Origin of the sequence: Streptomyces ureilyticus (genome assembly GCF_011045025.1) — a bacterium.
Taxonomy (GTDB): Bacteria; Actinomycetota; Actinomycetes; order Streptomycetales; family Streptomycetaceae; genus Streptomyces; species Streptomyces ureilyticus.
Window position 1 is genome coordinate 1 of the sequence record NZ_JAAKZX010000144.1, and the last position, 24,540, is coordinate 24,540.

General features: G+C 69.8%; 20 protein-coding genes and 4 pseudogenes. 14 read left to right on the forward strand and 10 right to left on the reverse strand.

The annotated features are described in order from the left end of the window. Nucleotides 1-273 precede the first annotated feature (273 nt). Together G6048_RS33150 and G6048_RS33155 are read right to left on the reverse strand one after the other, a co-directional pair. A complete protein-coding gene (locus tag G6048_RS33150; protein ID WP_165343298.1) occupies nucleotides 274-786 on the reverse strand; it encodes a DinB family protein in 513 nt (170 codons plus the stop codon). A gap of 60 nt (nucleotides 787-846) precedes the next feature. Next, entirely contained in the window at nucleotides 847-1,437 is a 591-nt protein-coding gene (locus G6048_RS33155; RefSeq protein ID WP_165343299.1) for a TetR/AcrR family transcriptional regulator, read from the reverse strand. A 143-nt stretch (nucleotides 1,438-1,580) separates the two neighbouring features. Here G6048_RS33155 and G6048_RS33160 point away from each other — a divergent pair, with 143 nt between their 5' ends. Both G6048_RS33160 and G6048_RS33165 read left to right on the forward strand, forming a co-directional pair. Next, nucleotides 1,581-2,789 (forward strand): FAD-dependent monooxygenase, encoded by a 1,209-nt coding sequence (locus G6048_RS33160; RefSeq protein ID WP_165343300.1) that lies wholly within the window; start codon nucleotides 1,581-1,583, stop codon nucleotides 2,787-2,789. A 42-nt stretch (nucleotides 2,790-2,831) separates the two neighbouring features. Further along, the gene (locus G6048_RS33165) at nucleotides 2,832-3,737 is read left to right on the forward strand and encodes a Gfo/Idh/MocA family protein (RefSeq protein ID WP_165343301.1); all 906 of its coding nucleotides are present in this window, start codon (nucleotides 2,832-2,834) and stop codon (nucleotides 3,735-3,737) included. Here G6048_RS33165 and lnt read toward each other — a convergent pair. Together lnt and G6048_RS33175 are read right to left on the reverse strand one after the other, a co-directional pair. After that, nucleotides 3,661-5,247 carry an apolipoprotein N-acyltransferase gene (gene lnt, locus G6048_RS33170; protein ID WP_165343302.1) on the reverse strand — a complete coding sequence of 529 codons (1,587 nt, stop codon included), beginning with the start codon at nucleotides 5,245-5,247 and terminating at the stop codon, nucleotides 3,661-3,663. The two genes, G6048_RS33165 and lnt, sit on opposite strands and share 77 nt — an antisense overlap. Nucleotides 5,248-5,343: 96 nt before the next feature. Continuing rightward, entirely contained in the window at nucleotides 5,344-5,829 is a 486-nt protein-coding gene (locus G6048_RS33175; protein WP_165343303.1) for a nuclear transport factor 2 family protein, read from the reverse strand. A gap of 167 nt (nucleotides 5,830-5,996) precedes the next feature. On the opposite strand from G6048_RS33175, the gene G6048_RS33180 reads away from it, so the two are divergent. After that, on the forward strand, nucleotides 5,997-6,737 hold the full coding sequence (locus tag G6048_RS33180) for an SDR family NAD(P)-dependent oxidoreductase (RefSeq protein ID WP_165343304.1): 741 nt from the start codon (nucleotides 5,997-5,999) through the stop codon (nucleotides 6,735-6,737). A gap of 15 nt (nucleotides 6,738-6,752) precedes the next feature. On the opposite strand, the gene G6048_RS33185 is transcribed toward G6048_RS33180, so the two are convergent. Then, nucleotides 6,753-6,938, reverse strand: coding sequence for a hypothetical protein (locus G6048_RS33185; protein ID WP_165343305.1), 186 nt, complete (start codon nucleotides 6,936-6,938; stop codon nucleotides 6,753-6,755). Nucleotides 6,939-7,033: 95 nt separating this feature from the next. Further along, nucleotides 7,034-7,171 (reverse strand): annotated as a pseudogene (locus G6048_RS33190) (UDP pyrophosphate phosphatase); the annotation flags it as partial. A gap of 697 nt (nucleotides 7,172-7,868) precedes the next feature. Between G6048_RS33190 and G6048_RS33195 the strand changes: the two are divergent. From G6048_RS33195 to G6048_RS33215, 5 genes and pseudogenes are all read left to right on the forward strand, one after another. Continuing rightward, the gene (locus G6048_RS33195; protein WP_235990621.1) at nucleotides 7,869-9,452 is read left to right on the forward strand and encodes an ATP-binding protein; all 1,584 of its coding nucleotides are present in this window, start codon (nucleotides 7,869-7,871) and stop codon (nucleotides 9,450-9,452) included. Nucleotides 9,453-9,564: 112 nt separating this feature from the next. Beyond that, nucleotides 9,565-10,197, forward strand: coding sequence for a hypothetical protein (locus G6048_RS33200; protein ID WP_235990623.1), 633 nt, complete (start codon nucleotides 9,565-9,567; stop codon nucleotides 10,195-10,197). A 243-nt stretch (nucleotides 10,198-10,440) separates the two neighbouring features. After that, a pseudogene (locus G6048_RS50175) lies at nucleotides 10,441-10,575 on the forward strand (ArsR family transcriptional regulator); the annotation flags it as partial. A 95-nt stretch (nucleotides 10,576-10,670) separates the two neighbouring features. Further along, nucleotides 10,671-11,335, forward strand: a pseudogene (locus tag G6048_RS33210) (IS6 family transposase). A gap of 65 nt (nucleotides 11,336-11,400) precedes the next feature. Continuing rightward, nucleotides 11,401-11,964, forward strand: coding sequence for a helix-turn-helix domain-containing protein (locus tag G6048_RS33215; protein ID WP_328827684.1), 564 nt, complete (start codon nucleotides 11,401-11,403; stop codon nucleotides 11,962-11,964). 47 nt (nucleotides 11,965-12,011) lie between these two features. Here the strand turns inward: G6048_RS33215 and G6048_RS33220 are convergent, their stop codons facing one another. Beyond that, nucleotides 12,012-12,815, reverse strand: coding sequence for a cyclase family protein (locus tag G6048_RS33220; protein ID WP_165343307.1), 804 nt, complete (start codon nucleotides 12,813-12,815; stop codon nucleotides 12,012-12,014). A 289-nt stretch (nucleotides 12,816-13,104) separates the two neighbouring features. On the opposite strand from G6048_RS33220, the gene G6048_RS33225 reads away from it, so the two are divergent. Both G6048_RS33225 and G6048_RS33230 read left to right on the forward strand, forming a co-directional pair. Next, the gene (locus G6048_RS33225) at nucleotides 13,105-15,270 is read left to right on the forward strand and encodes a thiamine pyrophosphate-dependent enzyme (RefSeq protein WP_165343308.1); all 2,166 of its coding nucleotides are present in this window, start codon (nucleotides 13,105-13,107) and stop codon (nucleotides 15,268-15,270) included. Next, on the forward strand, nucleotides 15,270-16,955 hold the full coding sequence (locus G6048_RS33230; RefSeq protein WP_165343309.1) for an indolepyruvate oxidoreductase subunit beta family protein: 1,686 nt from the start codon (nucleotides 15,270-15,272) through the stop codon (nucleotides 16,953-16,955). The genes G6048_RS33225 and G6048_RS33230 overlap by 1 nt, the downstream gene beginning before the upstream one ends. Nucleotides 16,956-17,021: 66 nt before the next feature. Here G6048_RS33230 and G6048_RS33235 read toward each other — a convergent pair whose 3' ends face one another. The 3 genes from G6048_RS33235 to G6048_RS33250 form a co-directional block, all read right to left on the reverse strand. Then, nucleotides 17,022-17,981, reverse strand: a complete 960-nt coding sequence (locus G6048_RS33235; protein WP_165343310.1) for an AraC family transcriptional regulator — start codon at nucleotides 17,979-17,981, stop codon at nucleotides 17,022-17,024. 278 nt (nucleotides 17,982-18,259) lie between these two features. Next, entirely contained in the window at nucleotides 18,260-19,315 is a 1,056-nt protein-coding gene (locus G6048_RS50180) for a PaaX family transcriptional regulator C-terminal domain-containing protein (protein WP_408056195.1), read from the reverse strand. A 183-nt stretch (nucleotides 19,316-19,498) separates the two neighbouring features. Continuing rightward, entirely contained in the window at nucleotides 19,499-20,680 is a 1,182-nt protein-coding gene (locus tag G6048_RS33250; protein WP_235990625.1) for a tetratricopeptide repeat protein, read from the reverse strand. Between the two features lie 404 nt (nucleotides 20,681-21,084). On the opposite strand from G6048_RS33250, the gene G6048_RS33255 reads away from it, so the two are divergent. The 4 genes and pseudogenes from G6048_RS33255 to G6048_RS33270 all read left to right on the forward strand — a co-directional run. Beyond that, nucleotides 21,085-22,605, forward strand: a complete 1,521-nt coding sequence (locus G6048_RS33255) for a radical SAM protein (protein WP_328827692.1) — start codon at nucleotides 21,085-21,087, stop codon at nucleotides 22,603-22,605. After that, on the forward strand, nucleotides 22,595-23,278 hold the full coding sequence (locus tag G6048_RS33260) for a maleate cis-trans isomerase family protein (protein ID WP_165343311.1): 684 nt from the start codon (nucleotides 22,595-22,597) through the stop codon (nucleotides 23,276-23,278). Before G6048_RS33255 ends, G6048_RS33260 begins: the two co-directional genes overlap by 11 nt. After that, a complete protein-coding gene (locus G6048_RS33265) occupies nucleotides 23,275-24,075 on the forward strand; it encodes a hypothetical protein (protein ID WP_165343312.1) in 801 nt (266 codons plus the stop codon). Before G6048_RS33260 ends, G6048_RS33265 begins: the two co-directional genes overlap by 4 nt. 19 nt (nucleotides 24,076-24,094) lie before the next feature. Then, a pseudogene (locus tag G6048_RS33270) lies at nucleotides 24,095-24,540 on the forward strand (carbohydrate kinase family protein); the annotation flags it as partial.

Here is a 24,540-nt window from a genome sequence, read left to right on the forward strand (position 1 = left end):
GGGCCTGCACGAGGTGCGGGTCGGAGCTGACCTCGGGGTGCCGTGCCGAGGGGCGGCTCGAAGGGGCCGGCGCACCAGGGGCGGGCGGGTGCTGGATGGTCACGCAGCCGGAGAGGGCCGAGACGGTCACGGTGACCAGAAGCGTTGCGGTGGTGGTCGTTCGATGCACCCGCGCAACTCTGCTGTGTCGGGGGCCTGTTGGGGAGCGGAGAAGCGCAGGATGCCCCGCACGGGTGAACGGCTCGCGGGGATGCCTCGGCCCGACCGGGGGTCTCAGTCGCCGGTGGCCCCGTCGACGCGTTCACGGAGCAGATCGGCGTGGCCATTGTGGCGCGCGTACTCCTCGATCATGTGCGTGTAGATCCAGCGCAGGTTGAACCGCTCGCCGGTCCGCCGGTGCTTCCCCTCGGAGATGTCGTCGAGGCCGAAACGGGCCGCGTTGTGCCGGGCGCTCTCGATCTCGGCCTGCCAGGTGGCGTACGCCTCTTCCCAGGTGTCCGTCTCGGAGAGGTGGAACTCCCCGTCCCGGTCCTCATCGGTGTAGTAGATCGGCCCGGCGTCCTCGGCCGCGAGCACCTTGCGGAACCAGCTGCGCTCCACCTCCGCCATGTGCCGCACCAGCCCCATCAGGGTCAGCTCGGACGGCTCCACGGAGGCGGTCCTGAGCTGGGCGTCGCTCAGGCCCTCGCATTTCCAGGCGAGCGTCTCGCGGTGGTAGTCCAGCCAGCCCTCCAGCATCGTGCGCTCGTCGGCGGTGGTTGCGGGTTCACGGCGTTCGGTGGTCATCTGCGCATCCTCGCCCGCCCGTTGACGCAGCGCCAGGGGATTTCGCCGGGCCCGCCCGGATCAGCCACCCAGCATCCCCTCCACCAGCTCCCGCAGCCCCTCCCGCACCTCGTCGAGGCTCGGCACCTCCGCGTGGTACGAGCCCGCCACGCAGGCGAACATCAAGCCGTCGAACCAGGCGACCAGCGACCGGACATGCCGTGCCGGGGACGGCGAACCCACTGCCGTCAGCATGGTGGTGAGGGCGTCCCGGAAGAGCTGCCCCTGCGCGTCGTAGAACGCGCGCAGCTCGGGGCGGCGCGTCGCCTCCAGGGCCAACTCGTAGCGGGCGACGAGCAGTTCACGGTGGCGGGTCAGGGAGCGGTGCACCGCCAGGCTCAGGGCTTCGACGAGCGCGTCCCGCCCGCCCCGGGGGTCGGGCATCTCGTGCATCGCCAGCACCTGTGCCTCGCGCTCCGCGAGCCTGCGCACCGCGGCCTCCAGCAACGCCAGCCGCGTACGCGCGTGGTTCGACGTGGACCCCTGCGGCAGCCCGGCCGCCTCGTCGACCGCGCGGTGTGTGAGGCCGCGCATGCCGCGCGCGGCGAGCAGGTCGAGGGCGGTGTCGGTGATGAGTTCGGCGCGGGTCGAGCCGGTGCTGCGTACGGGCATGAGGTCCAACCTACCGTGCGCACTACATCTGTAGTACGGTCGAAGCGTCCGGATACTACAGGTGTAGTGAGGGCGGGTGTCGCAGAGCTCAGCGGCCCTTGAGAGCGGTCGGAACCGCAGATCGCAGAACCGCAGGAGGAGACATGGCACAGGCACCCCGCGCGGTCGTCGTGGGCGGCGGCATCGGCGGCCTGACCGCGGCCGTGGCGCTGCACCGGCGCGGCTGGGAGGTCACCGTCCTGGAGTGGGCCCCTTCGCTCGCACCCGTCGGCGCCGGTATCTCCCTCGCCCCCAACTCCCTCCGCGCCCTCGATGTCATCGGACTCGGCGACGAGATCCGCGAACTGGCCGCCTGGCAGGGCGACGGGGGCCTGCGCGCCCCGTCAGGCCGCTGGCTCATGCGCACCAGCGCGGCGGCCATGGCCGAACGCTTCGGCGGGCCGCTCGTCGTGCTGCACCGGGCCGCACTCATCGACCACCTGGCCGCGCGGCTCCCCGAAGGCACCGTGCGCACAGCCGCTCCGGCGAGCCTCATCGACCCGGGCGACCCCGGAGACGCCGGTGATGTCGCCCGACCGGCCCGCGTCGGCACACCCGACGGCGAGCTGGAGGCCGAGCTGGTCGTCGGCGCGGACGGCATCCACTCCGCCGTACGCCGCGCCCTGTTCCCGGAGCACGGTGGGCCGGTCTACTCCGGGTTCACGACGTGGCGGGTCGTCATTCCGGTGCCGGGTGCCGCCTTCGCCTCGCACGAGAGCTGGGGTCGGGGCCGTATCTGGGGCACGCATCCGCTCAAGGACGGCAGGGTCTACGCGTACGCCGCCGCCATGGTCCCGGCCGGCGGGCGGGCACCCGACGACGAGCGTGCCGAACTGGTCCGGCTCTTCGGCGACTGGCACGACCCGATCCCCGCCGTCATCGCCGCCGCACGCCCCGAAGACGTCCTTCGCCACGACGTCCACCACATCGCCGAGCCCCTGCCCGCCTTCCACCGCGGGCGGGTCGTCCTGCTCGGCGACGCCGCGCACGCCATGCCGCCGACGCTGGGCCAGGGCGGGAACCAGGCCATCGAGGACGCCGTCGTACTCGCTCACCACAGCGACCCCGAGGGGCCAGACTTCGCTGCGTACACAGTCGCCCGCAAGCCGCGTACCACCGCCATCGTCCGCCAGGCCGTTGGCGCCGCCCGCCTCAACATGATGCGCAGCCGTCCCGGCATCGTCCTGCGCAATGCCGCGATCGCGATGGTCTCCAAGGCCGGACCGGGCCTCTTCCTGCGGAGCTTCGACTCGATCGCCGACTGGCGGCCACCCGGGCCGCCGTATGCTTCGGACCGGGCACACACCCCGTGAGACATTCGCCTAGGCGCCCCTGAGGACCCTGAGGAGACCCTTGTGAAGGTCGGCTGCATCGGACTCGGCGATATCGCGGTGAAGGCGTATCTGCCGGTGCTCACCACTCAGCCGGGCGTCGAAGTGCATCTGCACACCCGGACGCCCGCCACCCTCACCAGGGTCGCCGACAGCCTGCACATCCCGGCCGAGCGCCGCCACACGGACCTCTCGGACTTGCTCGCCCAGGACCTCGACGCGGCGTTCGTGCACGCGCCCACCGCCGCGCATCCCGAGATCGTGGGGCTGCTGCTGGAAGCGGGCGTCGCGACGTTTGTCGACAAGCCGATCGCGTACGAACTCGCCGACAGCGAGCGCCTGGTGCGGCTCGCGGAGGAGCGGGACATCAGCCTGGCCGTCGGCTTCAACCGGCGCTACGCACCCGGCTACGCCCAGTGCGCCGACCATCCGCGCGAGCTGATCCTGATGCAGAAGAACCGCGTCGGCCTGCCGGAACAGCCCCGCAAGATGATCCTCGACGACTTCATCCATGTCGTGGACACGCTGCGGTTCCTGGTCCCGGGACCGGTCGACGACGTGACCGTACGAGCCCGGGTCGAGGGCGGGCTGCTGCACCACGTGGTGCTGGTGCTCGCGGGGGAGGGGTTCACGGCGCTCGGGGTGATGAACCGGCTGAGCGGCTCGAACGAGGAGGTGCTCGAGGTGTCGGGGCAGGACACCAAGCGGCAGGTCGTCAATCTCGCCGAGGTCATCGACCACAAGGGCCAGCCGACCGTGCGGCGTCGTGGCGACTGGGTGCCGGTGTCCCGGCAGCGCGGCATAGAGCAGGCCGTACTCGCCTTCCTGGACGCCGTGCGCGCGGGGAAGGTGCTCAGCGCCCGGGACGCGCTGGCGACCCATGAGCTGTGTGAGCGGGTGCTACGTGCGGTTCAGGAGCGGCCCGCCTGATCCGCAGCGAACGTATGCCCTGCGTGGCGCCGAGGGCCGCGAGGATCAGCAGCGCCGCGTAGACCGGCCACTCGCCGAAGCGGGCGTACGGTGTGACGCCGTCGGCCAGCGGTATCTCGTACACCTCCCAGGCGCTCTCGCTCGTGCCGAGCCAGTCGCCGACCCGCTCGCCGCTCGGGCCGTAGACGGCGGAGGCGCCGGTGAGCGTCGAGTGCACCATCGGGCGGCCCGTCTCGGCGGCCCGCAGCGCCGCCAGCGACGCGTGCTGCTCCGGCGCCCAGCTCTGCTGGAACGTCGACGTCGACGACTGCGCCAGCAGCACATCGGCGCCGTCCCGCGCGAGACTGCGGCTCATGTCGGGGAACGCCGACTCGAAGCAGACCATCGGGCCCATCCGCAGCCCGTTGCCGACGCTCATCACCACTTGCTCCGTACCGCGCCTGCGGTCCTCACCTGCGGCCTTGCCGACGGAGGTGGCCCAGCCGAGAACGGAACGGAAGGGGACGTACTCGCCGAAGGGGACCAGCCGCATCTTGTCGTAGCGGTCGCCGGTCGGACCCTCGGGGCCGACGACCACCGAGCTCTTGTATATGCCGGGCCGGTCGGAGCGGCGCGCGTCCACGTTCACGACGATGTCGGTGCCCACCTCGCGGGAGAGGGCGGCGATCCGGTTCGCGAGGTCGGGCCGTTCGGTGAGGTCGTAGCCGACGCTGCTCTCGCCCCAGACGACGAGGTCCACGTCCTGCCCGGCCAGCTGCCGGGTGAGCGCCTCCTCGCGCGCGAACCGCTTCTCGGCGCCCCCGACGCCGTTGATCGGCCCTGGCTGCACCAGGGCGATCCGCACCTCGCCGTCGACGTCCGGGCGTGGCGACCACACCCAGGCCGCCGAGGTGGCGACGGCCGTCGCCACCAGTGCGGCGAGGGCTGGGAGGCGTGAGGCGCGTATCGCGATCAAGACGGTCACCGCGACGTTCACGGCGACGATCAGGAAGCTGAGCAGCCACACCCCGCCGACCGAGGCGAGCCGCAGCGCCGGCTCCACCTCCCACTGGCTCGAGCCGAGCATGCCCCACGGCCCGCCCAAGCCCTCCCAGGAGCGCACGAGTTCGACCATCAGCCAGCCCGAAGGCAGCACGAACAGCGCCGCCACCACCTTGCCCGGCGAGGGCACACCGGCCAGGAACCGGCGGACCAGCAGGCCCCAAGGAGCCCACAGCGCACCGAGCAGGGCCGCTATCACGAACGTGAAGACATGCAGACTCGGCAACAACCAGTGGTGCACGGCCAGCATGAAACCGAACCCGCCCAGCCAGCCGTCGTACGCCGCCCGCCGCGCCGTCGGCGCCGAGCGCGCGAGCAGCATCCAGGGCACCAGCGCGACATAGGCGAACCACCACAGGGACGGCGCCGGAAAGCTCAGCATGGGCAGGGCCCCGGCGAGTGCGGCAGCGGCGCCGCGCCACCGGGGGGAATCCAGACGCCGGCGCAGGTCAGCGGCGGACAGTTGCATGCAGCGCCTCCCTCGGCCCCCCGACGCCCGGTGCGTACCTCTGTTGCCTACCTCCAGTGTGCGCGAGGGGGACGATCTCCGTAAGGGCGTATCCGTTCAGGTCGCGGCGGGTTCCTGACGGTTCTGCGGGGCCCGGCGCCATTTCTCGTGGACGGCCACGGCGCGCAGCCGCCAGCCACTGTCCGTACGCAGCAGCGCGAAGTCGTAACGGCCGCCACACACGAAGTCCGGCGCCGTGGAGCCGCCGTCGTGACCGGCGAACCGCATCGGGTTCACGAAGTCAGCCCGCACCTGCGCCGTGTCACCGATGTCATGCTCAAGCAGCCCGAACCGCAGCCGGCGGTTGACGATCAGATGCTGCCGCATCGGGAACAGCTCCATGGTCTGCGCCAGCCACCCGGCGATCTCCGCCGCATCCCCCTCGATACCGCCCGCCGACCGGTAGTCCGCCCGTCCGTCCGGGGCGAACAGGCCCCGGTACGCCTGCCAGTCCCCGTCGTCGACCGCCACCGCGTAATCGGTGATCAGTCCGTCGACCGCGAGCCGGTCCATCACCGTCGCCAGTTCCACACGCTGAGTCATCGGCTCAGTGTTGGCCACGGGGCGGGCATCGCCAAGGGGTGTGCGTTGATATTCACCGGCCGTGTGCCGTCCGTACGGTCGAACCGGTACGCGGGGACCCCGTGGACCGACGTCCCAGCGGATCTGCGATCGTTGGCGGCGCACACATGGATCATGAGGGAGCCCAGATGTCTCGTCCTGTCACGGTCGTCACGGGCGGCAGCCGGGGAATCGGCGCCGCAACCTGCCTGCGACTGGCGGCGGACGGGCACGACCTGGTGATCGGGTACGCGAACGACGACGCGGCTGCCGAGCGAACCGCCACGGCCGTACGCGAGGCGGGCGCGCGCTGCGTCACCGTACGGGTCGACATCTCCGACGAGGGCGACGTAGAAGGGCTCTTCGACACGGCGGCGGAGCGGCTGGGCCCGGTGACGGGCCTGGTCAACAACGCAGGGGTGACCGGTCGGCTCGGCCGCCTCGTCGACACGGACACCGCGGACCTGCGCCGCGTCATGGAGGTCAACCTCCTTGGCACACTGCTCTGTTCACGCCGGGCCGCCCAGGACATGGTGCCCCGAGGCACCGGCGCCATCGTCAACGTGTCGTCGGGCGCGGCCACGCTGGGCAGCCCCGGAGAGTACGTCCACTACGCCGCATCGAAGGCGGCGATCGACACCCTGACCATGGGCCTCTCGAAGGAACTCGGCCCGGAGGGCATCCGAGTCAACGCGGTGGCCCCGGGCCTCGTGGACACAGACATGCACGCGGCGATGGGCGACCCGGACCGCCCAGCGCGCCTGATCCCGACGATCCCCCTGCGCCGGGCAGGCGCGGCCGAGGAGATCGCAGCGGCGATCGCATGGCTCCTGTCACCGGAGGCGTCGTACACGACGGGGACGGTGCTACGGGTGGCGGGCGGCCGCTGATCCTGGTCCGCTGATCTAGGCGCCCTGCTCAACCAACGGCGGCAGCCGAACCGCCTCCGCCCACTGCACCACCAGCGCCTCATACTCCGCCCGCTCCTGAGGCGACAAAGAGCCGCCCGATCGTATCCATAGGTCGCGGATCTGCTCATTCAGCGCGGCAGCGGACCGCACGGAACCAGGGGTCACGGAATCGGGGGACATGCGAACAAGCGTAGGGGCAAGGTCTGACAGCCCGCTACCAGACGACTACCCAGAACGTATGTGGTTGGTCACGCTCGCGGTCGGCCCGGCGGACGTCAGCCCGCCGACTCCGCCGCGTGCGGGCTCAGGGCACCCGTGCTGACCAGCACGATGATGACGATGCCGAGCAGTACGCGGTAGTAGACGAAGGGCATGAAGGACTTGGTCGTGATGAACTTCATGAACGAAACTATGTCGACGTGTCCTGAGCGGCTTTGACCTGCTGGTTTCCACCACTTTTCAAGATCGAATGGTAGAGCGGTGGGAGATGGCGCCTTTCCAGTGCCCTCCCTCGCCGACCACGAACGGCGCAGCCACCTGCTTTGCAGCGAATCGGCAATCTCCTGCTCCATGGCCAGGGCAACGTGCGAGTAGAGACCATCCACGCCGGCGACCTCGCGGCCCATGCGGGTCTCCACGGCGATGCGACTGTGTCGATCTTCGTCCAGCCACTCCTTGCCGCCGTGACGAAGCAGGTACAGCCGCTTTCCGGCGTTCGTGGTCGCGGGGAACCGGCCCCTGACCCGCGGCCAAACTGGCCAACAAGGCACTGGCCGCAGTGCGCGCCTCGGTCGCTCACCAGCCCGGATGAGATTTTCGGCAAGGGCAGGATGCATGAGGCCGACTGGGACGGCAGCGGTGCCCCGGGTGAGCTGATCGGCACGTGAAGAGCTGTGCCGCGGTGACCTGCATGCCCTGGCGGTCGCCGGAGGCGCTCCAGCGGTCACCGCACCCCAGCGGGCGCTGGCCGCGTTTCTGCGTCTGCCCGCCGGGTGATCCCTGCACCGGGGCACCGCTGCTCTGGCACTCGTGCCCGTACGGGGCGGTGTAGCCGGTGGTCGGGTGCACGGTCGCCTCAGGTTGTCGGTGCCGTCGGCTAGCGTGCGAGGTATGCGCTACTTCAATACGGCCGGGCCGTGCGTCCCCACGCGTCACTACATGGTGCCGGCCCAGGAGCGGCTGCCCAGGGCCCGCGGGTACATCGAGCAGGGCCAGTACTTCGTGGTGCACGCGCCACGGCAGACCGGGAAGACGACGGTGCTGGCGGCGATGGCCCTGGAACTGACGGCCTCGGGCCGGTACGCGGCGCTGCACTTCTCGTGCGAGAGCGCGGAGGTGGCCGGGGAGGACTACGGCCAGGCCGAGCTGCTGGTGCTGGAGGCGATTCGGCGGTCCGCGGAGTCCGCTAGGCTTGCTGATGGGCTCGCGCCCCCCGCCTCCTGGCCCGACGCGGTGCCCGGGTCCCGGCTCACGCGGGGGCTGGCTGAGTGGGTGCGGAGCTGTCCGCGTCCGCTGGTGCTGTTCTTCGACGAGATCGACGCGCTGCGGGGGGAGAGCCTGCGCAGTGTGCTGCGCCAGTTGCGCGATGGCTTCACTGTCAGCCGTGGCGGCTTCCCGCATGCGGTGGTGCTGTGCGGGCTGCGGGATGTGCGTGACTACAAGGCGGCCTCGGGCGGGGATCCGGGGCGCCTTGGTACGTCGAGTCCGTTCAACATCAAGGTGGCGTCGCTGCGGTTGGGCGACTTCACCGAGGCCGAGGTCGCCGAGCTGTACGGGCAGCACACCACGCAGACAGGCCAGAATTTCACGGTGGATGCGCTGGAGCGTGCCTTCAGCTTTACCCAGGGACAGCCGTGGCTGGTCAACGCGCTGGCCCGGGAGGTCGTCGAGGAGATGGGGGTGCCGTCGGACACGCCGATCACGGCCGAGCACATGGAGGAGGCGAAGGAGCGGCTGATCCTGGCGCGTGCGACGCATCTGGACTCGCTGGCCGCCAGGTTGGGCGAGGACCGGGTGCGGCGGGTGCTCCAGCCGGTGATCGCGGGCGAGCTGCTCCTGCCGACGGACACGTACGACGACGATCTGGCGTACGTGCGCGATCTGGGGCTGGTCGCTCCGGACGCGCCGGTGCGACTGGCCAATCCGATCTACCAGGAGGTCATTGTCCGGGTCCTGGGAAACAACACGGAGGGCCAGGTCGTCGCCGCCCCGAGCAGCTTCCGGCTGCCGGACGGCCGGATCGACATGGACAAGTTGCTGTGCTCCTTCGCCGAGTTCTGGCGGGAGAACGGCGAGATCCTGGCCACCGCCTCGACCTACCCGGAGGCCGCGGCACAGCTGGTGATGATGGCCTACCTGCACCGGATCGTGAACGGGGCGGGTTTCATCGACCGGGAGTACGGGGTCGGTCGGCGGCGCGTGGACCTGCTGATTCGCCAGCCGTACACCGCTGCCGACGGTTCGCGGGCGGTGCAGCGCGAGGCGCTGGAGCTCAAGGTGTGGCGCCAGGGCCGCACCGACCCCCTCGCCGAGGGGCTGGCACAGTTGGACGACTACCTGGACCGCATGGAGCTGTCCACGGGCACCCTCGTCGTCTTCGACACCCGCCCGCAGGCAGCCCCGGTCCATGAGCGCACCGCCTTCTCGCAGCAGACCACGCCCTCCGGGCGCACCGTCACCCTGCTGCGCGCCTGACGGCCGGGAGATCCCAGCCAGGAGCGCCCCCGGATCTTCCTCCCGTGGCCGTGTTTCCGGAGCAGCACGGGTTCGGTGCGGGAGCCGAAATCTTCGGTGCCCAGTACGCGACGTGCCCGGCCACCCGGGTCACTGGTGGCTGGCCTGCGACGTGTCGAACTACGGCATCGCCTGCAGACACTGCAACAGCGGCGGAGCCCGCTACGACGGTGTCCGGGAAGGCCGCGCCAAGGGCAGCCAGTTCCCGGTCATAGGCGGTACCCGCGCCCGCGCATCAGCCGACGACCTGGACCGCGAACAGCCGCTGCTCCTGGACCCAGCCCACCACAGCGACCCCGACCTGCTCGGCTTCGACAGCGCCGGCTACGCCCGGCGCAGCAGCACCCCCTACTCGCAGGCCGAAGCGAAACGCGGCCTGTGCCGCGCCGACGAAACCATACGGATCCTCGCGCTCAACGACTCCCACCTCGTCCCGCTCCGCAGCCGCCTCATGCGGGCGGTCGGCGTGCTCGCCCGCTACGGGGACGATCCCGCCATACAGCAGCTGATCGACGACAAGGTGGGGCCCAAGGCGCCATACAGCTCAGCAGCCGCCATGGCCCTGGCCCTGCAGCGCGCCTGCGACCGGCCCGCCGCCGCGCCCACACCGGCCGCACGACGCCCGGCATCACACCCACCATCGACCCGACACGCTCCCGAGTCGACCTGCAAGACCTGCTGGAACATCTGGACCCGGACGACCTGAAGGTCGGCATCACCCTCACCGGCCGGCACGAGAAGAAGGCGCACCAGGCAGTCCTGAACCACGAGGGCCAGATCAAAGTCCTGGGCGCCCCTGGCGCACCCGACCACCGCCGCCAGGGCCGCGACCGGCAGCAACAAGATCGACGGCTGGGACTTCTGGCGTCTGACCATCGCCGTTGTGGAGCAGACCCTCGCCGAATTCCGCGCCACGCGCTTCCCGCCCACCGCACCGGTGTGAGAGGGCGGAACTGTCCGCCTCGCCGGCGACGGTCTCCTGCTGATCCCTTCGGTCTTCGTCGGGAATATCGCCGCCCACCTGGAAGACCCCTGGCCCAGGACCTTGGTCTACCCTGCCCGCGGCACTGTCACGTTGGCTGGCCGGTGCGATGATCTTCGAGTTGATCAGCCTGGGAAGGGTCGTCCGTGGGGAGCCGGTCGCTGTCGTAAAAGGGGCACCGGTACCCGGTCGAGGTCATCTCCCACTGTGTGTGGCTGTACCACCGCTTCCCGCTGTCGTTGCGCGAGGTCGAGGAGCTGATGCTCGAGCGGGGCGTGAGCGTCTCCTACGAGACGGTGCGCCGCTGGTGCGGCAAGTTCGGGCAGCGGTACGCGAGCGCGCTGCGCCGCCGGCGGCCTCGGCCTGGGGACAAGTGGCACCTGGACGAGGTCTTCATCAAGATCAACGGGCGGTTGCAGTACCTGTGGCGGGCCGTCGACCAGGACGGCAACGTTCTGGACATCCTGGTGCAGAAGCGCCGGGACAAGGCCGCGGCCAGGCGCTTCTTCCGCCGCCTGATGAAGAAGACCCGAACGGTGCCGCGGGTGATCGTCACCGACAAGCTCCGCTCCTACGGCGCCGCCCACCGCGAGGTCATGCCCTCCGTCGAGCACCGCTCCCACAAAGGCCTGAACAACCGGGCAGAGAACAGCCACCAACGAGGCAGCGTGAACGGGCGATGAAGGGCTTCCGCTCCGCGGGCGGAGCGCAGCGGTTCCTGTCCGCGTTCAGCGGCATCTCGCCCCGCTTCCGGCCCCGCCGACACCTGATGCCCGCACACCACTACCGCGCCGAGATGACCGTCCGCTTCGCCATCTGGGAGCAGATCACCGGCGTCGCCGCCCTCGCCACCGCGGCCTGAGCACAGCGCGCAACCGGGCTCCACCACACCACGACACACCATCAGACACCTACCCACCCAACAACGTGACAGCGCCCGCAGCGCTCGTCGAGCGGCGCGGTCCCGCCGCCCTGCGGACGGGAGGTGAACGACGGCAGCAACGGGGCGGCCAGTTCCCACAGACTGTCAGGAACCAGCCGCTGCGAAAGATCAACACTCACGAAGAGGCATCATGCCGCAGCTCGCTGCGCTGCGCGGAGGGTGGGACGAACCAGCGGGCCGCGGCCGACCTCGGCATCGACAGGTCGACCGTGGACCGCCGGCGGGCCCGGTTCATCGCGAAACGCCTCGACGGCCTGCATGACGAGCCGAGCTCGGGCCGCCCGCCCTCGATCCTCCTCGACCAGGTCGAGGAGGTCGTCGTGGACACCTGGAGTCGGTCCCGGGCCAGGACACGCACTGGTCACGGGCCTCGATGGCCCGGCGCACCGGTCTGTCGCGATCGACGATCGGGCGGATCTGGAAGTGGTTCGACCTTAAGCCCCACCTGCAAGGACTCCTTCAAACTGTCCACCGATCCGCAGAAGTCCTCGACGGGGTACCCCCAGGTGCGGGTACCCCCTCGTCTGCTGCTTGGCACCGTTGGGTAGCCGTCCGGAACCCGCGGCTTCCAGAGCGGTTCCCGATGGGCTCCGGCTCAGTTCCCGTCGGTCGGCACCAGCGCGAGCACGCGGCAGGGAGAGCCGGAACCGTTGACGATCGGCAGAGGGGCTGCGATCAGCACCGCCCCGGTGACCGGAAGCTTGTCCAGATGGCAGAGCTGGGTCAGCCCGTACTTGCCCGCGCCGAGCAGGAAGGAGTGGCAGGGGAACGGCGGCTCGAAGCCCATCGCTGCGCCCGCGTCAGTGCCGACCGTCTCGACTCCCATGCCAAGGATCCCGGTCTCTTCGGCGAGGTAGCGAGCCGCGGCGGGAGTCAGCCCCGGAGTGCGAGGGCTGTTCTCACCCAGGTTGGCGAAAGCGGCAGGGTCTTCGGCGTGCCGGGACCAGCCGGTCCGGTACAGCAGCCAGGAGCGCTCCGGCAGGGGCCCGTTCTCTTCCTGCCAAACGCGCAGATCCGCGACGTCGAGCAGGTAGTCAGGGTCAGCGGACACTTCTGCCGTCCGATCGATGACCACCGCGGCGCCGACGAGCCGTTGGGCGGGAACCTGGGAGACGTCGTCCAGGTCCTTTCCGGTGATCCAGTGGTTCGGTGCGTCGAAATGGGTGCCGGTGTGCTCGCCGGTGCGGAAGTTGTTCCAGTACCAGGCCGGGCCGCGGTCGTCGTAGCGGCTGATTTCCTCCAGTTGGAAGCGGGCGGTCTGACCCATCGGCTCAGGCAGCTCCAGAATCGGGGTCCCGCCGTGCAAGGGGGCGGTGAGGTCGACGACCTCGATCGAGCCCGAGACCAGCTGATCGGCCACCGCAGTCAGGTGCGCGGTTGCGGTGATGACGTCGCTCATGCGTGTGGTCCTTCCGAAGGAGTGGAGCGGAATGGTGCGGGTGTCGACGAGCATGGCCCCATAAAAGCGTCGGCCGAAGACCCTCTGCGTTCAGCGGACCGAAGCCGCGTCGCGCGGATAGCCCCGGTGCGGACGTGATCGTAAGGTCGCCCAACATCGCACGAAACCTTTCCCGGCTCGGTACCACGGCGGGAGCGTGGCTTCGTGTCCCGCTCGATCAGGGGCCGGCGTGCCCGGCAGTGCTGAGTCGGCAGTGGCGGGGCCGACGACCCGAGCAAGGAGGAACACGATGGCGGAAAGGTCTTTCGCCGCCGAGATCGGAAAGCTGCGGCAAGGCGCCGGGACGACGTTCAGCGGAGAAGGCATCCTGGCCGTCACCAAGGCGCTTCTGCAGTCGGGTGTCGCATACGTCGGCGGTTACCAGGGCGCGCCGATCTCCCATCTGATGGATGTGCTCGGCGATGCCCACGAGGTCCTGTCGGACCTCGACGTGTACTTCGAGAACAGTGCCTCCGAGGCGACGGCGGCAGCGATGCTCGCGGCATCGGTGCACCAGCCGCTGCGAGGCGCCATCACCTTCAAGTCAACCGTGGGTACGAACGTCGCCTCGGACGCGCTCGCGAACCTTGCGAGCGGTGGCGTCACCGGTGGCGCGCTGATCATCGTCGGCGAGGACTACGGCGAGGGCTCCAGCATCATGCAGGAGCGCTCCCACGCCTTCGCGATGAAGTCCCAGATGTGGCTGCTCGACCCGCGCCCCAACCTGCAAGCCATCGTGGACACGGTCGAGGCCGGATTCGAGCTTTCCGAGGCCAGCAACACACCGGTGATGCTGGAGCTGCGCCTGCGCTCGTGCCATCTGCACGGCACCTTCACGGCGAAGGACAACCGGCGGCCCCCCATGACCGTCAAGGACGCCATCGAGAATCCCCGCCGCGACATGAGCCGGATCGTGCTCCCGCCGGCGAGCTTCCTTCATGAGAAGGAGAAGCACGAGGAGCGCTGGCCGGCCGCGGTTCGTTTCATCAAGGAACGCGGTCTCAACGAGGTCTTCGGTAACGGACTCGCCGACGTCGGCATCATCGTCCAGGGCGGGCTTTACAACACCCTCAACCGCTCCATGGAACTGCTCGGCGCCAGCGACCCGTACGGACGCACCAGCGTGCCTCTCTACGTCATGAACGTCACCTACCCGGTGGTGGATGACGAGATCCTGGAATTCTGCGCGGACAAGAAGGCCGTGCTGCTGCTCGAAGAGGGACAGCCTGACTACCTCGAGCAGAACCTGCACGCCATCCTGCGCAGGGCAGGCAGCGACACCGTGCTGCACGGCAAGGACATGCTGCCTCCCGTGGGCGAATACACCACGACCGCCGTCACCAAGGGTCTGGCGGAGTTCCTCCGCAAGCACTACCCGGAGGTGATCGCACACGAGCCTGCGCTGCTGCTGCCGGAGTCCGACCCCGCGAGCCCGTTCACCGCGCGCATCGAAGCTCCCGCGATGCGTCAGCGTCCCCCGGGCCTGTGCACCGGCTGCCCCGAGCGTCCGATCTTCAGCGCGCTCAAACTCGCAGAGCGTGAGACGGGGCAGCATCACATCAGCGCGGACATCGGCTGCCATCTGTTCGCGATCAACGAACCGTTCAACCTCGGCGCTACGACCATGGGCTACGGTCTGGGATCGGCGGGGGCGTCGGCGCTGAACTCCAAGGACGCCGACCGGCGCACCATCGCGATCATGGGCGACGGCGGCTTCTGGCACAACGGTCTCACCAGCGGTGTCGGCAACGCGGTCTTCAACGAGAACGATCAACTGCTGGTGGTCGTCGACAACGCCTACAGCGCGGCAACCGGCGGTCAGGATGTGCTCTCGTCACAGGCCGACAACCCGATCCGATCCACCAAGCACCCCATCGAGAAGGCCGTGCGGGGCATCGGGGTGCGCTGGAGCCGCACGGTCACCAACACCTACAAGGTCTCCGCTCTGCGAGATCTCTTCGTCCAGGCCCTGACAACCAAGGAGCCCGGTCCGAAGGTGATCGTCGCGCAGAGCGAGTGCCAGCTCAACAGGCAGCGGCGCGTCAAGAAGCAGCAGACGGCTGATCTCAAGGCGGGTAAGCGGGTGATTCGCGAGCGCTTCGGAGTCGACCCGGAGACCTGTACCGGCGACCACGCGTGCATCCGGATCTCCGGTTGTCCGTCCCTCACGATCACCGACAACCCCGACCCGCTGCGGACCGACCCCATCGCCACCGTGCTGGACAGCTGCGTCGGGTGCGGGGTCTGCGGCGCCAACGCGCACGCCGCCGTACTCTGCCCGTCCTTCTACCGGACGGACGTCGTCCAGAACCCCACCAAGCGGGACCGGATCCTTGCCACGGTGCGAACCCGTTGGATGGCTCTGCTGTCCAAGGGGCTCGAGAACCGCGCGGCACGCTACGAGGCGGCAGTCTGATGACCACAGCACAGTTCAAGGGCACGCACAGCACCACATGGCGCGACGGAGAGCGGCCCATCACCCTGGCGATCCTGGCTATGGGTGGGGAAGGCGGCGGCGTGCTGGCCGACTGGATCGTCGAGGTGGGTGAGCACGCCGGCTGGGCATCGCAGAACACCTCGGTCGCGGGTGTCGCCCAGCGCACCGGCGCCACGGTCTACTACGTCGAACTCCTGCCGCCGCCCTCCGACGGCGTTCCCGAAGGCGGACGGACCGAACCGATCCTGAGCCTTTTCCCGGTACCCGGCGAAGTGGACATCGTCATCACCTCCGAACTCATGGAGTGTGGCCGTGCCGTACAGCGTGGCTTCGCCACGCCGGACCGCACGACGCTGATCACATCGACCAACCGGGTGTACTCGGTCGACGAGAAGATCGCGCTGGGCGATGGCCGGGTGGACGGCGAAGAGCTCTTCGCCGCCGCGCAGCGCGCCGCCAAGGTTCTGGTGGCCGCCGACTTCGCCCGTATGGCTGATGACGCCGGGAGCGTCATCAGCGCCTCCCTCTACGGCGCACTCGCCGGATCTGGTGCCCTGCCGTTCACCCGGGAGCAGTTCGAGGCGCCGATCCGGTCCTTCCCCAAGGCGGCGGAGCGGTCACTCAAGGCCTTCGCCGCCGCCTACGCGGAGGCCACGAGCCAGGTGGCCGCGGAAAAGACGCCAGCCGCCGAACCGCCGGCCGCACCCCCGGCCCGCCGGGGAGAACCGGTGCCGGTGACGATCGGGCGCCGCCGCCCGGAGACCGCCGAGGACCGCAAGCAGGCCGCCGAGCGCGAACGCAACCGGATCGCCTCGGCCGCCCCGGCCTCTCTCGTCGGACCGGCGTTGACCGGCCAGGCCGAGCGGGCCGCCGAACTGCCCGCGGCGGTCCGGTCCACGGTGCTGCACGGAGTGGTCCGCACCGCCGTGTACCAGAGCCCCGAGTACGCCGACCAGTACCTCGACCGGGTGAGGGCAGTCGCGGACGTGGATCCGGACCGCGACGGCGACGCTGCGCTGACGTGTGAGGCCGCACGGCATATCGCCCTGTGGATGTGTTACCAGGACACCATCCAGGTCGCGGCGCAGAAGACCAGGCGCGGGCGTATGGATCGGGTACGCAAGGAAGCGAAGGCCGGGGAGGGCCAGCTGATGCAGGTGCGGGAGTACCTGCATCCACAGGTGGAGGAGATCACTGACACCCTCCCCGCCGGACTGGGAGCCAGGCTTCTGCGCTCGAAGCTCTTCGAGCGACTCGTGCACGCGGCCACCCACCGCGGCATCGTGCTCAACACGACGTCCATCACCGGCTACACGGCGCTGGCGGTGCTGGCCCGGCTGCGCCCGCTGCGGCCGAGGTCACTGCGGTTCGTCCGGGAGCAGGAATCGATCGACGCGTGGCTGAACCTCGCTGTCTCCAGGGCTGCGGAGAGTCCCGCACTGGCGCGCGAGATCATCGAGTGCCAGCAGGTCCTGAAGGGCTACGGCGCCACCTACGCTCACGGAGGTGAGAGCTTCGACCTGCTGATCGACGCTGCCCGCGACCTGCCGACCGCGGACGGCTCCGCCGAACGGCTGAAGCACCTCCGTGCCGCAGCCCTCGCGGACGAGGACGGGGCGAAGCTTCGCTCCGAACTCGCGGCGCGGCCGACCTCGATCGGCTGACGAGGGTCCGGTTTCGCCCGCACGGCCGTCACCCCGGCATCGCCCCCGGGGTGACGGCCGAGCTGCTTATCCGCGCAAAGTGGTGGAAGGGCTCTCGCCGAAGCGGGTGCGGTACTCGGAGGCGAACCGGCCCATGTGCACGAAACCGTGCGCCAAGGCGATGGACGTCACCGATGTCCCGGATTCGGCGGCGCGCAAGTCGCGACGAACGGCGTCGAGTCGGCACGCCCGCAGGTATGCCATCGGAGTGCTGTCGAGATCACGGCGGAAGGCCTCCTGGAGCGTCCGCACACTGACTGCCAGCGCCTCGGCGACGTCGCCCACGGTGAGAGGCTCGGTGTGGTGGTCCTGGATGAGGGCGCAGGCGCGCCTGATGAGCCGACTCGGAGGCCGGTGCGCTGCCGGGGAGGACAGTTCATCGCTGTAGTTGTGCCGGTAGGTGACCAGCAGCTGCCCGACCAGTGCCTCCTCGAAACGACGGGCGACCGACGGGTGGTCGAGCAGGGAGGAGTCCCCGGCGTGGGCGAGTTCCTCAGCGAAGAAGTCGACCCCGCGTCGCCATGCACGCGCCTGCGGCGTGGTGGTGGATGCGCCGAGCTCGAACCGCACCGGCTCCGACGGCGCGTGTCCCAGCAGCCGCTGGAGCTCGCGATCCACGCTGCTGCGCTGGACGTAGAAGAGCCGGTGCGGTGTTCCCGCGGACCACTCCTTCTCGAAGGGCTCCTGGGGCGAGATCACCACGGCCGTTTCGGCGGTGGCGAACACGCTCCGGCCTGCGTGCCTTACTACGCCGGAGCCGCAGTAAGGCATCTGCACCAGGTAGAAGGACGGAAGCGGCTCGGGTTGTACCCGGACCGGGCCGCCGTAGTCGAGGTCCACGACTCCCACATCGCCGAGCTTGCGCGCAGCAAGACGGAGCGTCACCACGTGGTCGGCTTGCGGGGTGAGGCGGTGGGGGCTGAGGATCCGGCCGACCTCCACGCGCGCGTGTTCGACATCGTTCGTGCTGAACGTCACCGAATCCATGGTGTCTCCCTGAAGGGGGCTGGATTGGCCGACCACACTCAGCGAGGGTGTATCGGTCGTGAAGAGGAGTTGACGAAAGCCTGAAAACAAGTGTAGGCACGGAGGGAAGCGTGCCCGTAACGGTTTGAATGAACGTCCTGGCTGAGCGCGTCCCCACCGGCCGGCCGTGTGCAGCTCCGCCGAGGGTGATGCGGTCTGTTTCAGAAGGGGCAGGCGATCTTGGCCCGCGTGAGGTTCGGCCCCGGAGGGAGTCGTGGGCGCCCGCGACCGTCTCCGTGCTACCGGGTGTTGATCGTTCCCTGGGCCGCCCTGGACGGCCCGGACCAGTGGAGCGCGGCATAAGCCAGCGCCCGGCCTTCCAGTACCGCGACCAGGCGCTCGAAGAGCCGGACAGCCGCAGGGCCGCTCCAGTCCTCGGTCAGCACTTCCGGTGGCAGGCCGGGGTCGCGAAAGGGAAGCTTGCGCCAGTGGTCGATCACTGAGAGGTACGTGTCGAAAGCGCGCTTGCCATCGATGATGGCGGCCGCGGCGAGCGAATCTCCTTCCTCGCTGTATTCGTCGATGAACTCACGGTATCGAAGATCGATCTCGTCGAGATCCCATCCGTTGCGGACCAGCGACGTGAGTTCCTGCCCTGCCACGTAGTCGCCGACGAAGACGGCGCACTGATCGGTCAGGCCCAGCTCGTCGATGGCCCGTTGAGCAGCCGGGAGCATACGCGCGGGGGCGATCCATACTGCCGAGCCGATGTTGCCGAAGCCCAGGGATGTCAGGTGGGAGGTCAACTGGTGGCGCATGGCGCGGGCGGACTCGGGAACGGAGAAGTGCACGAAACACCAGCCGTCGCCGAGTCTCAAACGAGGTCGACGTGGGTGAGCTGGTTGCGAACCCCGCTCGGGTGCCGGGGCGATCCCCGCCTCCTTCAGGATCTCCCACACCGTGGAGGCGGCCACCTGCACGCCCACAACCAGCAGCTCGCCGTGGATGCGCCGGTAGCCCCAGCCGGGATTCTCCCGCGCCAGGCGCAGGATGAGAACGCGGATCGAGCGCACCGTGCGCGGCCGTCCCGAACGTTTCGGACGGGAACGGGCCGTATGGCGGCGCGAGACCAGGTCACGGTGCCGGCGCAGCACAGTGTCCGGGCGCCCCAGCAGCAGCACACCGCGCGGGAGCCGGTGCAGCAGCGCGGCCAGGAACACCCGGTCACTCGAGGCGAACCGCACCCGATCCCGGCCGAGCTGGCGTTCCAGCACCGTGATCTGATGACGCAGCGCGAGGATCTCCGCGTCCTTGTCCTGGTTGCTCATCAGCAGCAGGCGCAGCAGGGCGAACACGTTCGCCACCCCTAGACAGGCAAGTCGAAGCAGCACGACAGATCATCCTGCCGGGGCACTCACCAGGTGCCCAGAGCACCCGCCCAAGCGCCCGCGCTCGACACCACCCGTACACCAGCCTCCACCAGGACGGATGAGTTTTTCGGCAGGAGCAACGTCGCTCCGGGCAACGGGCTGGCGGGCTCAAGCAAGGGCTGCGGCTCTGACCCGGAGTTCTTCGGCCTTGGGAACGCTGGGGAAGTGGCGTAGGCGTACGCACATGTCTTGTGCGGCGGCGCGGACCTTGATGGAGCGGATGCCTTCGGCGTAGTCGAGGAAGTCGGACCAAGTGGACAGTGCCCCGTCCGCGTTGCCTTGGCGCAGCAGGACGCCGGCGAGGTCGGCCGTGACGATCGCTCGGGTGCGGCGGCGATCAAGCCCGTGGATCACGAGTGCCAGGCGAAGGTGCTCTTCGGCGGCCGTGAGATCACCGAGACGGTTGTGGATCATGCCGGTTTCGTGTGCCCAGCGGCCGGGCGAGTAATGGGCGGCCCAGGAGTCGCTGCGGCCGGCGGGAGGCATTGCGATGGCAGTTTCGGCGACGGCGAGGTGCCTTAAGGCGAGGTGGCGGTCATCGTCCTGGGCGGCGGCGTTGGCGAGGGTGGCGTTGTAGTAGGCAACGGCGCGTGGGTTGTCGAGGCGGCGGCCGTAGGCAACGCACTCCTCACTGAGCTGGACTGCTTCGGCGTGGCAGCCCAGGTCGAGACACTGTACGGCGAGCCCGCGAAGGGCGGTGGCGGCGAGCTCGGGGTCGCCTGCTTCATCGGCGAGACGATAGGCGTGGGCGTAGTAGCCCTGGGCGAGGCCCTGGAGTTCAAGAGTATCGCCTTCGTCTTGGGCCATCCAGCCGGCGAGGTGCGTGAGCTGGGATGCGGCGGCGAACAACTCCTTGCCCGTGGCCTCGGTGTACGTGCCGTTCAGCCAGGGGGCGACGTCCTCGGTGAGGTAGCGCACGGCGAGGTGGCGGGCGTGGCCGCCACCGAGCTCGGACGCGGAGTCGCCGAGGCTCTTCACCATGATGTTGATGGCGGCGACTTCGCCACGGCCGACTCGGACGGCTGCGGCGGATGTGCTGTTGACGCGGCGGGTGATGCTGGCGGGGTCGGGCAGGCCGAGGGCGGCGAGGGCGTAGCCGCTGGACGCGGTGAGGAACTTCCGGCGGTCCACCTCGAGGTCGCTCCTTCCCAGCTGGATGACTGAGGCCACCGTATCGGCGGGGGCCGGCGTGAGGGTGGGCGGTCGCGGGACGCCTCTGGCGTCGGGGTCGAGTTCGAGGACACGGGCGACGTAGGGCCACCAGTAGTCGGGCGTGCGCTCGCCGGTCATCCACTTACGGGTGTACTGACGTTGTAATCGGCCAGGCCCACTGCCTTCGGCCCGGCCGACGGCGCACGCCAGGCGGCTTGGACCCCAGCCACGTTCCAGGCATGCCTCACGGATCAGGTACGCGAGGTCCTGAGCGTGCGGCGTGCGCGTCATCCCGGTCACCCCGTCCCTGGACTACGCGGGACTACGGAGGACTCCATCTTTCCCTCTTCCCGGCGCGGGCACTCAGCATTTGACTGAACTTCCCATTCATCCCAACGAGCGCTCTGCACAAGGATGTTGGGGATCTCTCAGTGCTCGGGTGCCCACGACTGCGGGTGCCGGTTCGCGTGAGCGAGGCGTGGCGGGCCGTTCGCGTCGGCGGGCGGCCCGGGCCGATCGGCTGGTACTGGAGAGGAGTCTTTGTGACTGCCCCTGTGGTGATCTTGGACTGCTACACCGTTGAGCCCAGCGGCCTGGGCGTCCCGCCGTACCTGTCCGCCTACGTGCGGCAGGCCTACGCGGCGCTGCGCCGGGCCCGGCCCGACGCCGAGGTGAAGTACGTGACGATCGACGACGTCCGCTGGTGCCTGGCCGGCGGCCGCCCTGTGGCGGAGCCGCCGCTGAGTGACCGGCTGACGTACTCGGCGACCGTGAACCGTGACAAGGCAGTGGAGCTGCTGCGGGACGCCGACATGGTGGTCGTGGTGGCGGGGGACAAGGTCCCGTCGGTGCACCTGCATGCCGTCAACGGCTCGCAGGACGACATCGCCCGCGCGATGGCCTGCGTACGAGGCCGCCGCTTCCTCCTCGGCCCGATGGCCACCTGGGCACTGTCGGAACCAGCCTCCTGGGCCGGGCTGTTCGACGCCGTCCACACCCACACCGTCACCTCGGGCGGCCTCAGCCTGGGCAGCAGCACGCCCGCACCCTACGGGCAACTGGAAGCGGACCGCTCCTCGTTCGCCGGCCTCGTCGAGCAGATGCCCTGGGCCGCGGTGGCGGAACTGGAGCTCTACCGCGGCTGCACCCGCAAGGCGTTCTGCCGCTTCTGCAACGAACCGGGGAAAGCACCGACGGTCGCGCACCGCACGGTCGAGGACGTCCTGGCCGAGGCCGGGCAGCTCTACGACGCCGGGGTGCGCCACTTCCGTCTCGGCCAGCAGACCTGCTTCTTCTCCTACCAAGGCCGCAGCGAAGAAGCGATCCGGGCACTGCTTGGCGGGATCCGGGAGCGCTGCCCGGAGCTGGAGATGCTGCACATCGACAACGCCGACCCCCTGGCCGTGGCCGCGCCGGTCGGCCGGCGCATCGCGGCGGCGGTCGCCGAACTGTGCACCGAGGGCAACTGCGCCCCCATGGGGATCGAGTCGTTCGACCCCGCCGTGATCGAACGCAACACGCTGACGTGCACCGAGGACATCCTGCTGCGCGCCGTCGAGCACGTGAACGAGGCCGGCGCCGAGCGCGGAGCGGGCGGGCTGCCGAAACTGCTGCCCGGCCTCAACCTCATCTACGGACTGCCCGGCGAGACCCACGCCACACACCTGGCCAACCTCAAGGCCCTGCAGCGGATCTACGACGCCGGGCTGATGTGCCACCGCACGAACGTACGACTGGCCCGTGCGTTCCCCGGCACGCCGCTCGCCGCCGAAGAAACCAGCCTTGAGGGCCTGCCGTCCGCAGAGCACTTCGGCACGTGGAAGGCCGACATCGACCAGATCTGGGACCGGCCGATCAAGGAACGCGTCTACCCGGCCGGCCTGGAGATCCCCGGCGTGCACGCGTACTTCGTCGACGAGCACGGCACCTGGTTCCGCCGACTGGGTTCCTACGCGATCCAGATCATCGAGCCCGGCGCCGTCGTCCCGGTGGGAACGCCGGCCGACATCACCGTCACCGGCCACGCTCCGCGCGTCATCTACGGCACGCACCGTGCCCGCTGACCCCTCCACGAGGGGTGAGGCGGTGCGGCGGCATGTGGGCGTGTTGCTGCCGTGGGCCAACGTGGCGGTTGAAGAGGAGTTGCCCCAACTCGGCGAGCCGGGCGTGGTCTTCCACTACGCTCGGCTCGTGCCGGCCTCCCGCACGACCGCCGTCGACGACGCCTTCTGGCACGGGCTGCGGGCCGCCGCCACCGGGGCCGTCGACTCCATGCGCCATCTGCCGCTGGACGCAACGCTACTGGCGTGCACCTCCGCCGGCTTCACCGGCGGACCGGAACTGCCGCCCAGCGTGATCACCGCCTTCGACGCCCTCACCACCGCCTTGCACCGGCGCCGCCTGACCCGCATCGTGCTGGCCACCCCCTACCCCCAGCCGGTCACCCGCGCCGAAGCCGATGCCCTGGCCTCACACGGCATCCAGGTCCTCGCCCATGCCGGCCTCGGCCTGGACGACGGCTACCCCGACATCCGGCCCCAGCAGATCGTCGGCCTGTGCGACGGCCTGCCGCAGACCGCCCTCGCCACCGCCGACGCGCTCGTACTGTCCTGCACCGGATGGCGCACCCTGACCGCCGCCACCGCCCTGCAGGAGCGGCTGCGCATCCCCGTGATCACCTCCAACCTCGCCCTCGCCGTCTACACCCGCCCGTCCGTCCCAGGAGCAGTGCCATGACCGTTACCCAAGCCAGCAGACGCACCGACGACCGCGTCCTGACCCTCGTCACCCGAGCCGCAGCGCTCACCGACGTACGCGCCGAGGTGGAGACCAACCACGACCACAACCGCTGGTGGCCCCTCACCATCACCGACCCGCGCATGCGGATGCTCGTCGCCGGCTGGTCCACCCGGATCAACTACCGCATGGTCAACACCTACGCCGCCGTCCTTGCCCGCGCCGACACGCTCGGCTTCGACGCCCTCACCGACCTCGACGACGACCAGGCGCGCGGCCTGGTCGCCCCGCTCGGCCTGACCGAGGCACGCCTGACCTACCTGTACTCGCTGGCCGACACCCTCGCCCGCTGGGACAAGGACGGCACCGACCCGGCCGCATGGGACTCCAAGACCTTCATCGCCGCCTTCGCCCGCGACGTACGCGGGGCCTCCTACAAAGTCGCCCAGTGCGCCGCCCTCTACGCTCGCGGCTACCACTGCGGCATCATCCCCGTCGACTCCGGCATGGTCACCAAACTCGCCCCCGCCCTCGGCTTCACCCTCCCCTCCGGCCCGGCCGCCCACGAACACCTGCGCCTGCTGCTCGAACACGCCGTCGCCCGCCACACCGATGCCCTGCGCGCGCTCGCCGCCGACCAGAACGTCACCATCCCGGCCGAGGCGGCCCCGACCTGGTGGACCCACCTGACGCTGATCTACTTCAAGCGCCTCTACCTCAACCGGCCACCCGCCCGCCTGTGCACCCGCCGCCCGACCTGCACCACCCTGACCGACTGCGCGCACACCCAGGCCTGACCGAGAGGGAGGAGCCGCGATGCAGCGCACCATCGTGATCGGCAACATCTCCCTCGACACCATCCACCGCCCCGGCCACCTGCCCGTACGCCAGCTCGGCGGCGCCGCCCTCCACCTCGCCATGGCGGCGGCCCGCGCAGGACTCCCGGCCGCGCCGGCCTCCGCCGTCGGAGACGACCTTGCCGGCCTGCCCGACGACCCCCGCCTGCCCGCGCTGGACTGGACCCATCTCCACCCCGCCCCCGAGCTGTCAGCCGCGTTCACCATCCACTACGACGACGAGGGAACCGTCACGGCAGTCGACACCGCCTACGGCGCCGCCGAACACCTCACCGCCCACACCCTGCAGGTGATCGACCGCCATCCCGAGGCGGCCTTCCACATCAGCTGCCGCCACCCCCTCAACGTCCCCGCCGTTCTCGCAAGCCTGACCGAGCGCGGCTGCTCCTTCAGCCTGGACTTCCA

Coding starts and splice junctions, on each gene's coding strand:
- G6048_RS33225 (WP_165343308.1), top strand. CDS start 13,105: ATGGCGGAAAGGTCTTTCGCCGCCGAGATCGGAAAGCTGCGGCAAGGC.
- G6048_RS33185 (WP_165343305.1), bottom strand. CDS start 6,938: ATGTCCCCCGATTCCGTGACCCCTGGTTCCGTGCGGTCCGCTGCCGCG.
- G6048_RS33150 (WP_165343298.1), bottom strand. CDS start 786: ATGACCACCGAACGCCGTGAACCCGCAACCACCGCCGACGAGCGCACG.
- lnt (WP_165343302.1), bottom strand. CDS start 5,247: ATGCAACTGTCCGCCGCTGACCTGCGCCGGCGTCTGGATTCCCCCCGG.
- G6048_RS33195 (WP_235990621.1), top strand. CDS start 7,869: ATGCGCTACTTCAATACGGCCGGGCCGTGCGTCCCCACGCGTCACTAC.
- G6048_RS33250 (WP_235990625.1), bottom strand. CDS start 20,680: ATGACCGGCGAGCGCACGCCCGACTACTGGTGGCCCTACGTCGCCCGT.
- G6048_RS33180 (WP_165343304.1), top strand. CDS start 5,997: ATGTCTCGTCCTGTCACGGTCGTCACGGGCGGCAGCCGGGGAATCGGC.
- G6048_RS33220 (WP_165343307.1), bottom strand. CDS start 12,815: ATGAGCGACGTCATCACCGCAACCGCGCACCTGACTGCGGTGGCCGAT.
- G6048_RS33235 (WP_165343310.1), bottom strand. CDS start 17,981: ATGGATTCGGTGACGTTCAGCACGAACGATGTCGAACACGCGCGCGTG.
- G6048_RS33265 (WP_165343312.1), top strand. CDS start 23,275: ATGACCGTTACCCAAGCCAGCAGACGCACCGACGACCGCGTCCTGACC.
- G6048_RS33230 (WP_165343309.1), top strand. CDS start 15,270: ATGACCACAGCACAGTTCAAGGGCACGCACAGCACCACATGGCGCGAC.
- G6048_RS33160 (WP_165343300.1), top strand. CDS start 1,581: ATGGCACAGGCACCCCGCGCGGTCGTCGTGGGCGGCGGCATCGGCGGC.
- G6048_RS33175 (WP_165343303.1), bottom strand. CDS start 5,829: ATGACTCAGCGTGTGGAACTGGCGACGGTGATGGACCGGCTCGCGGTC.
- G6048_RS33155 (WP_165343299.1), bottom strand. CDS start 1,437: ATGCCCGTACGCAGCACCGGCTCGACCCGCGCCGAACTCATCACCGAC.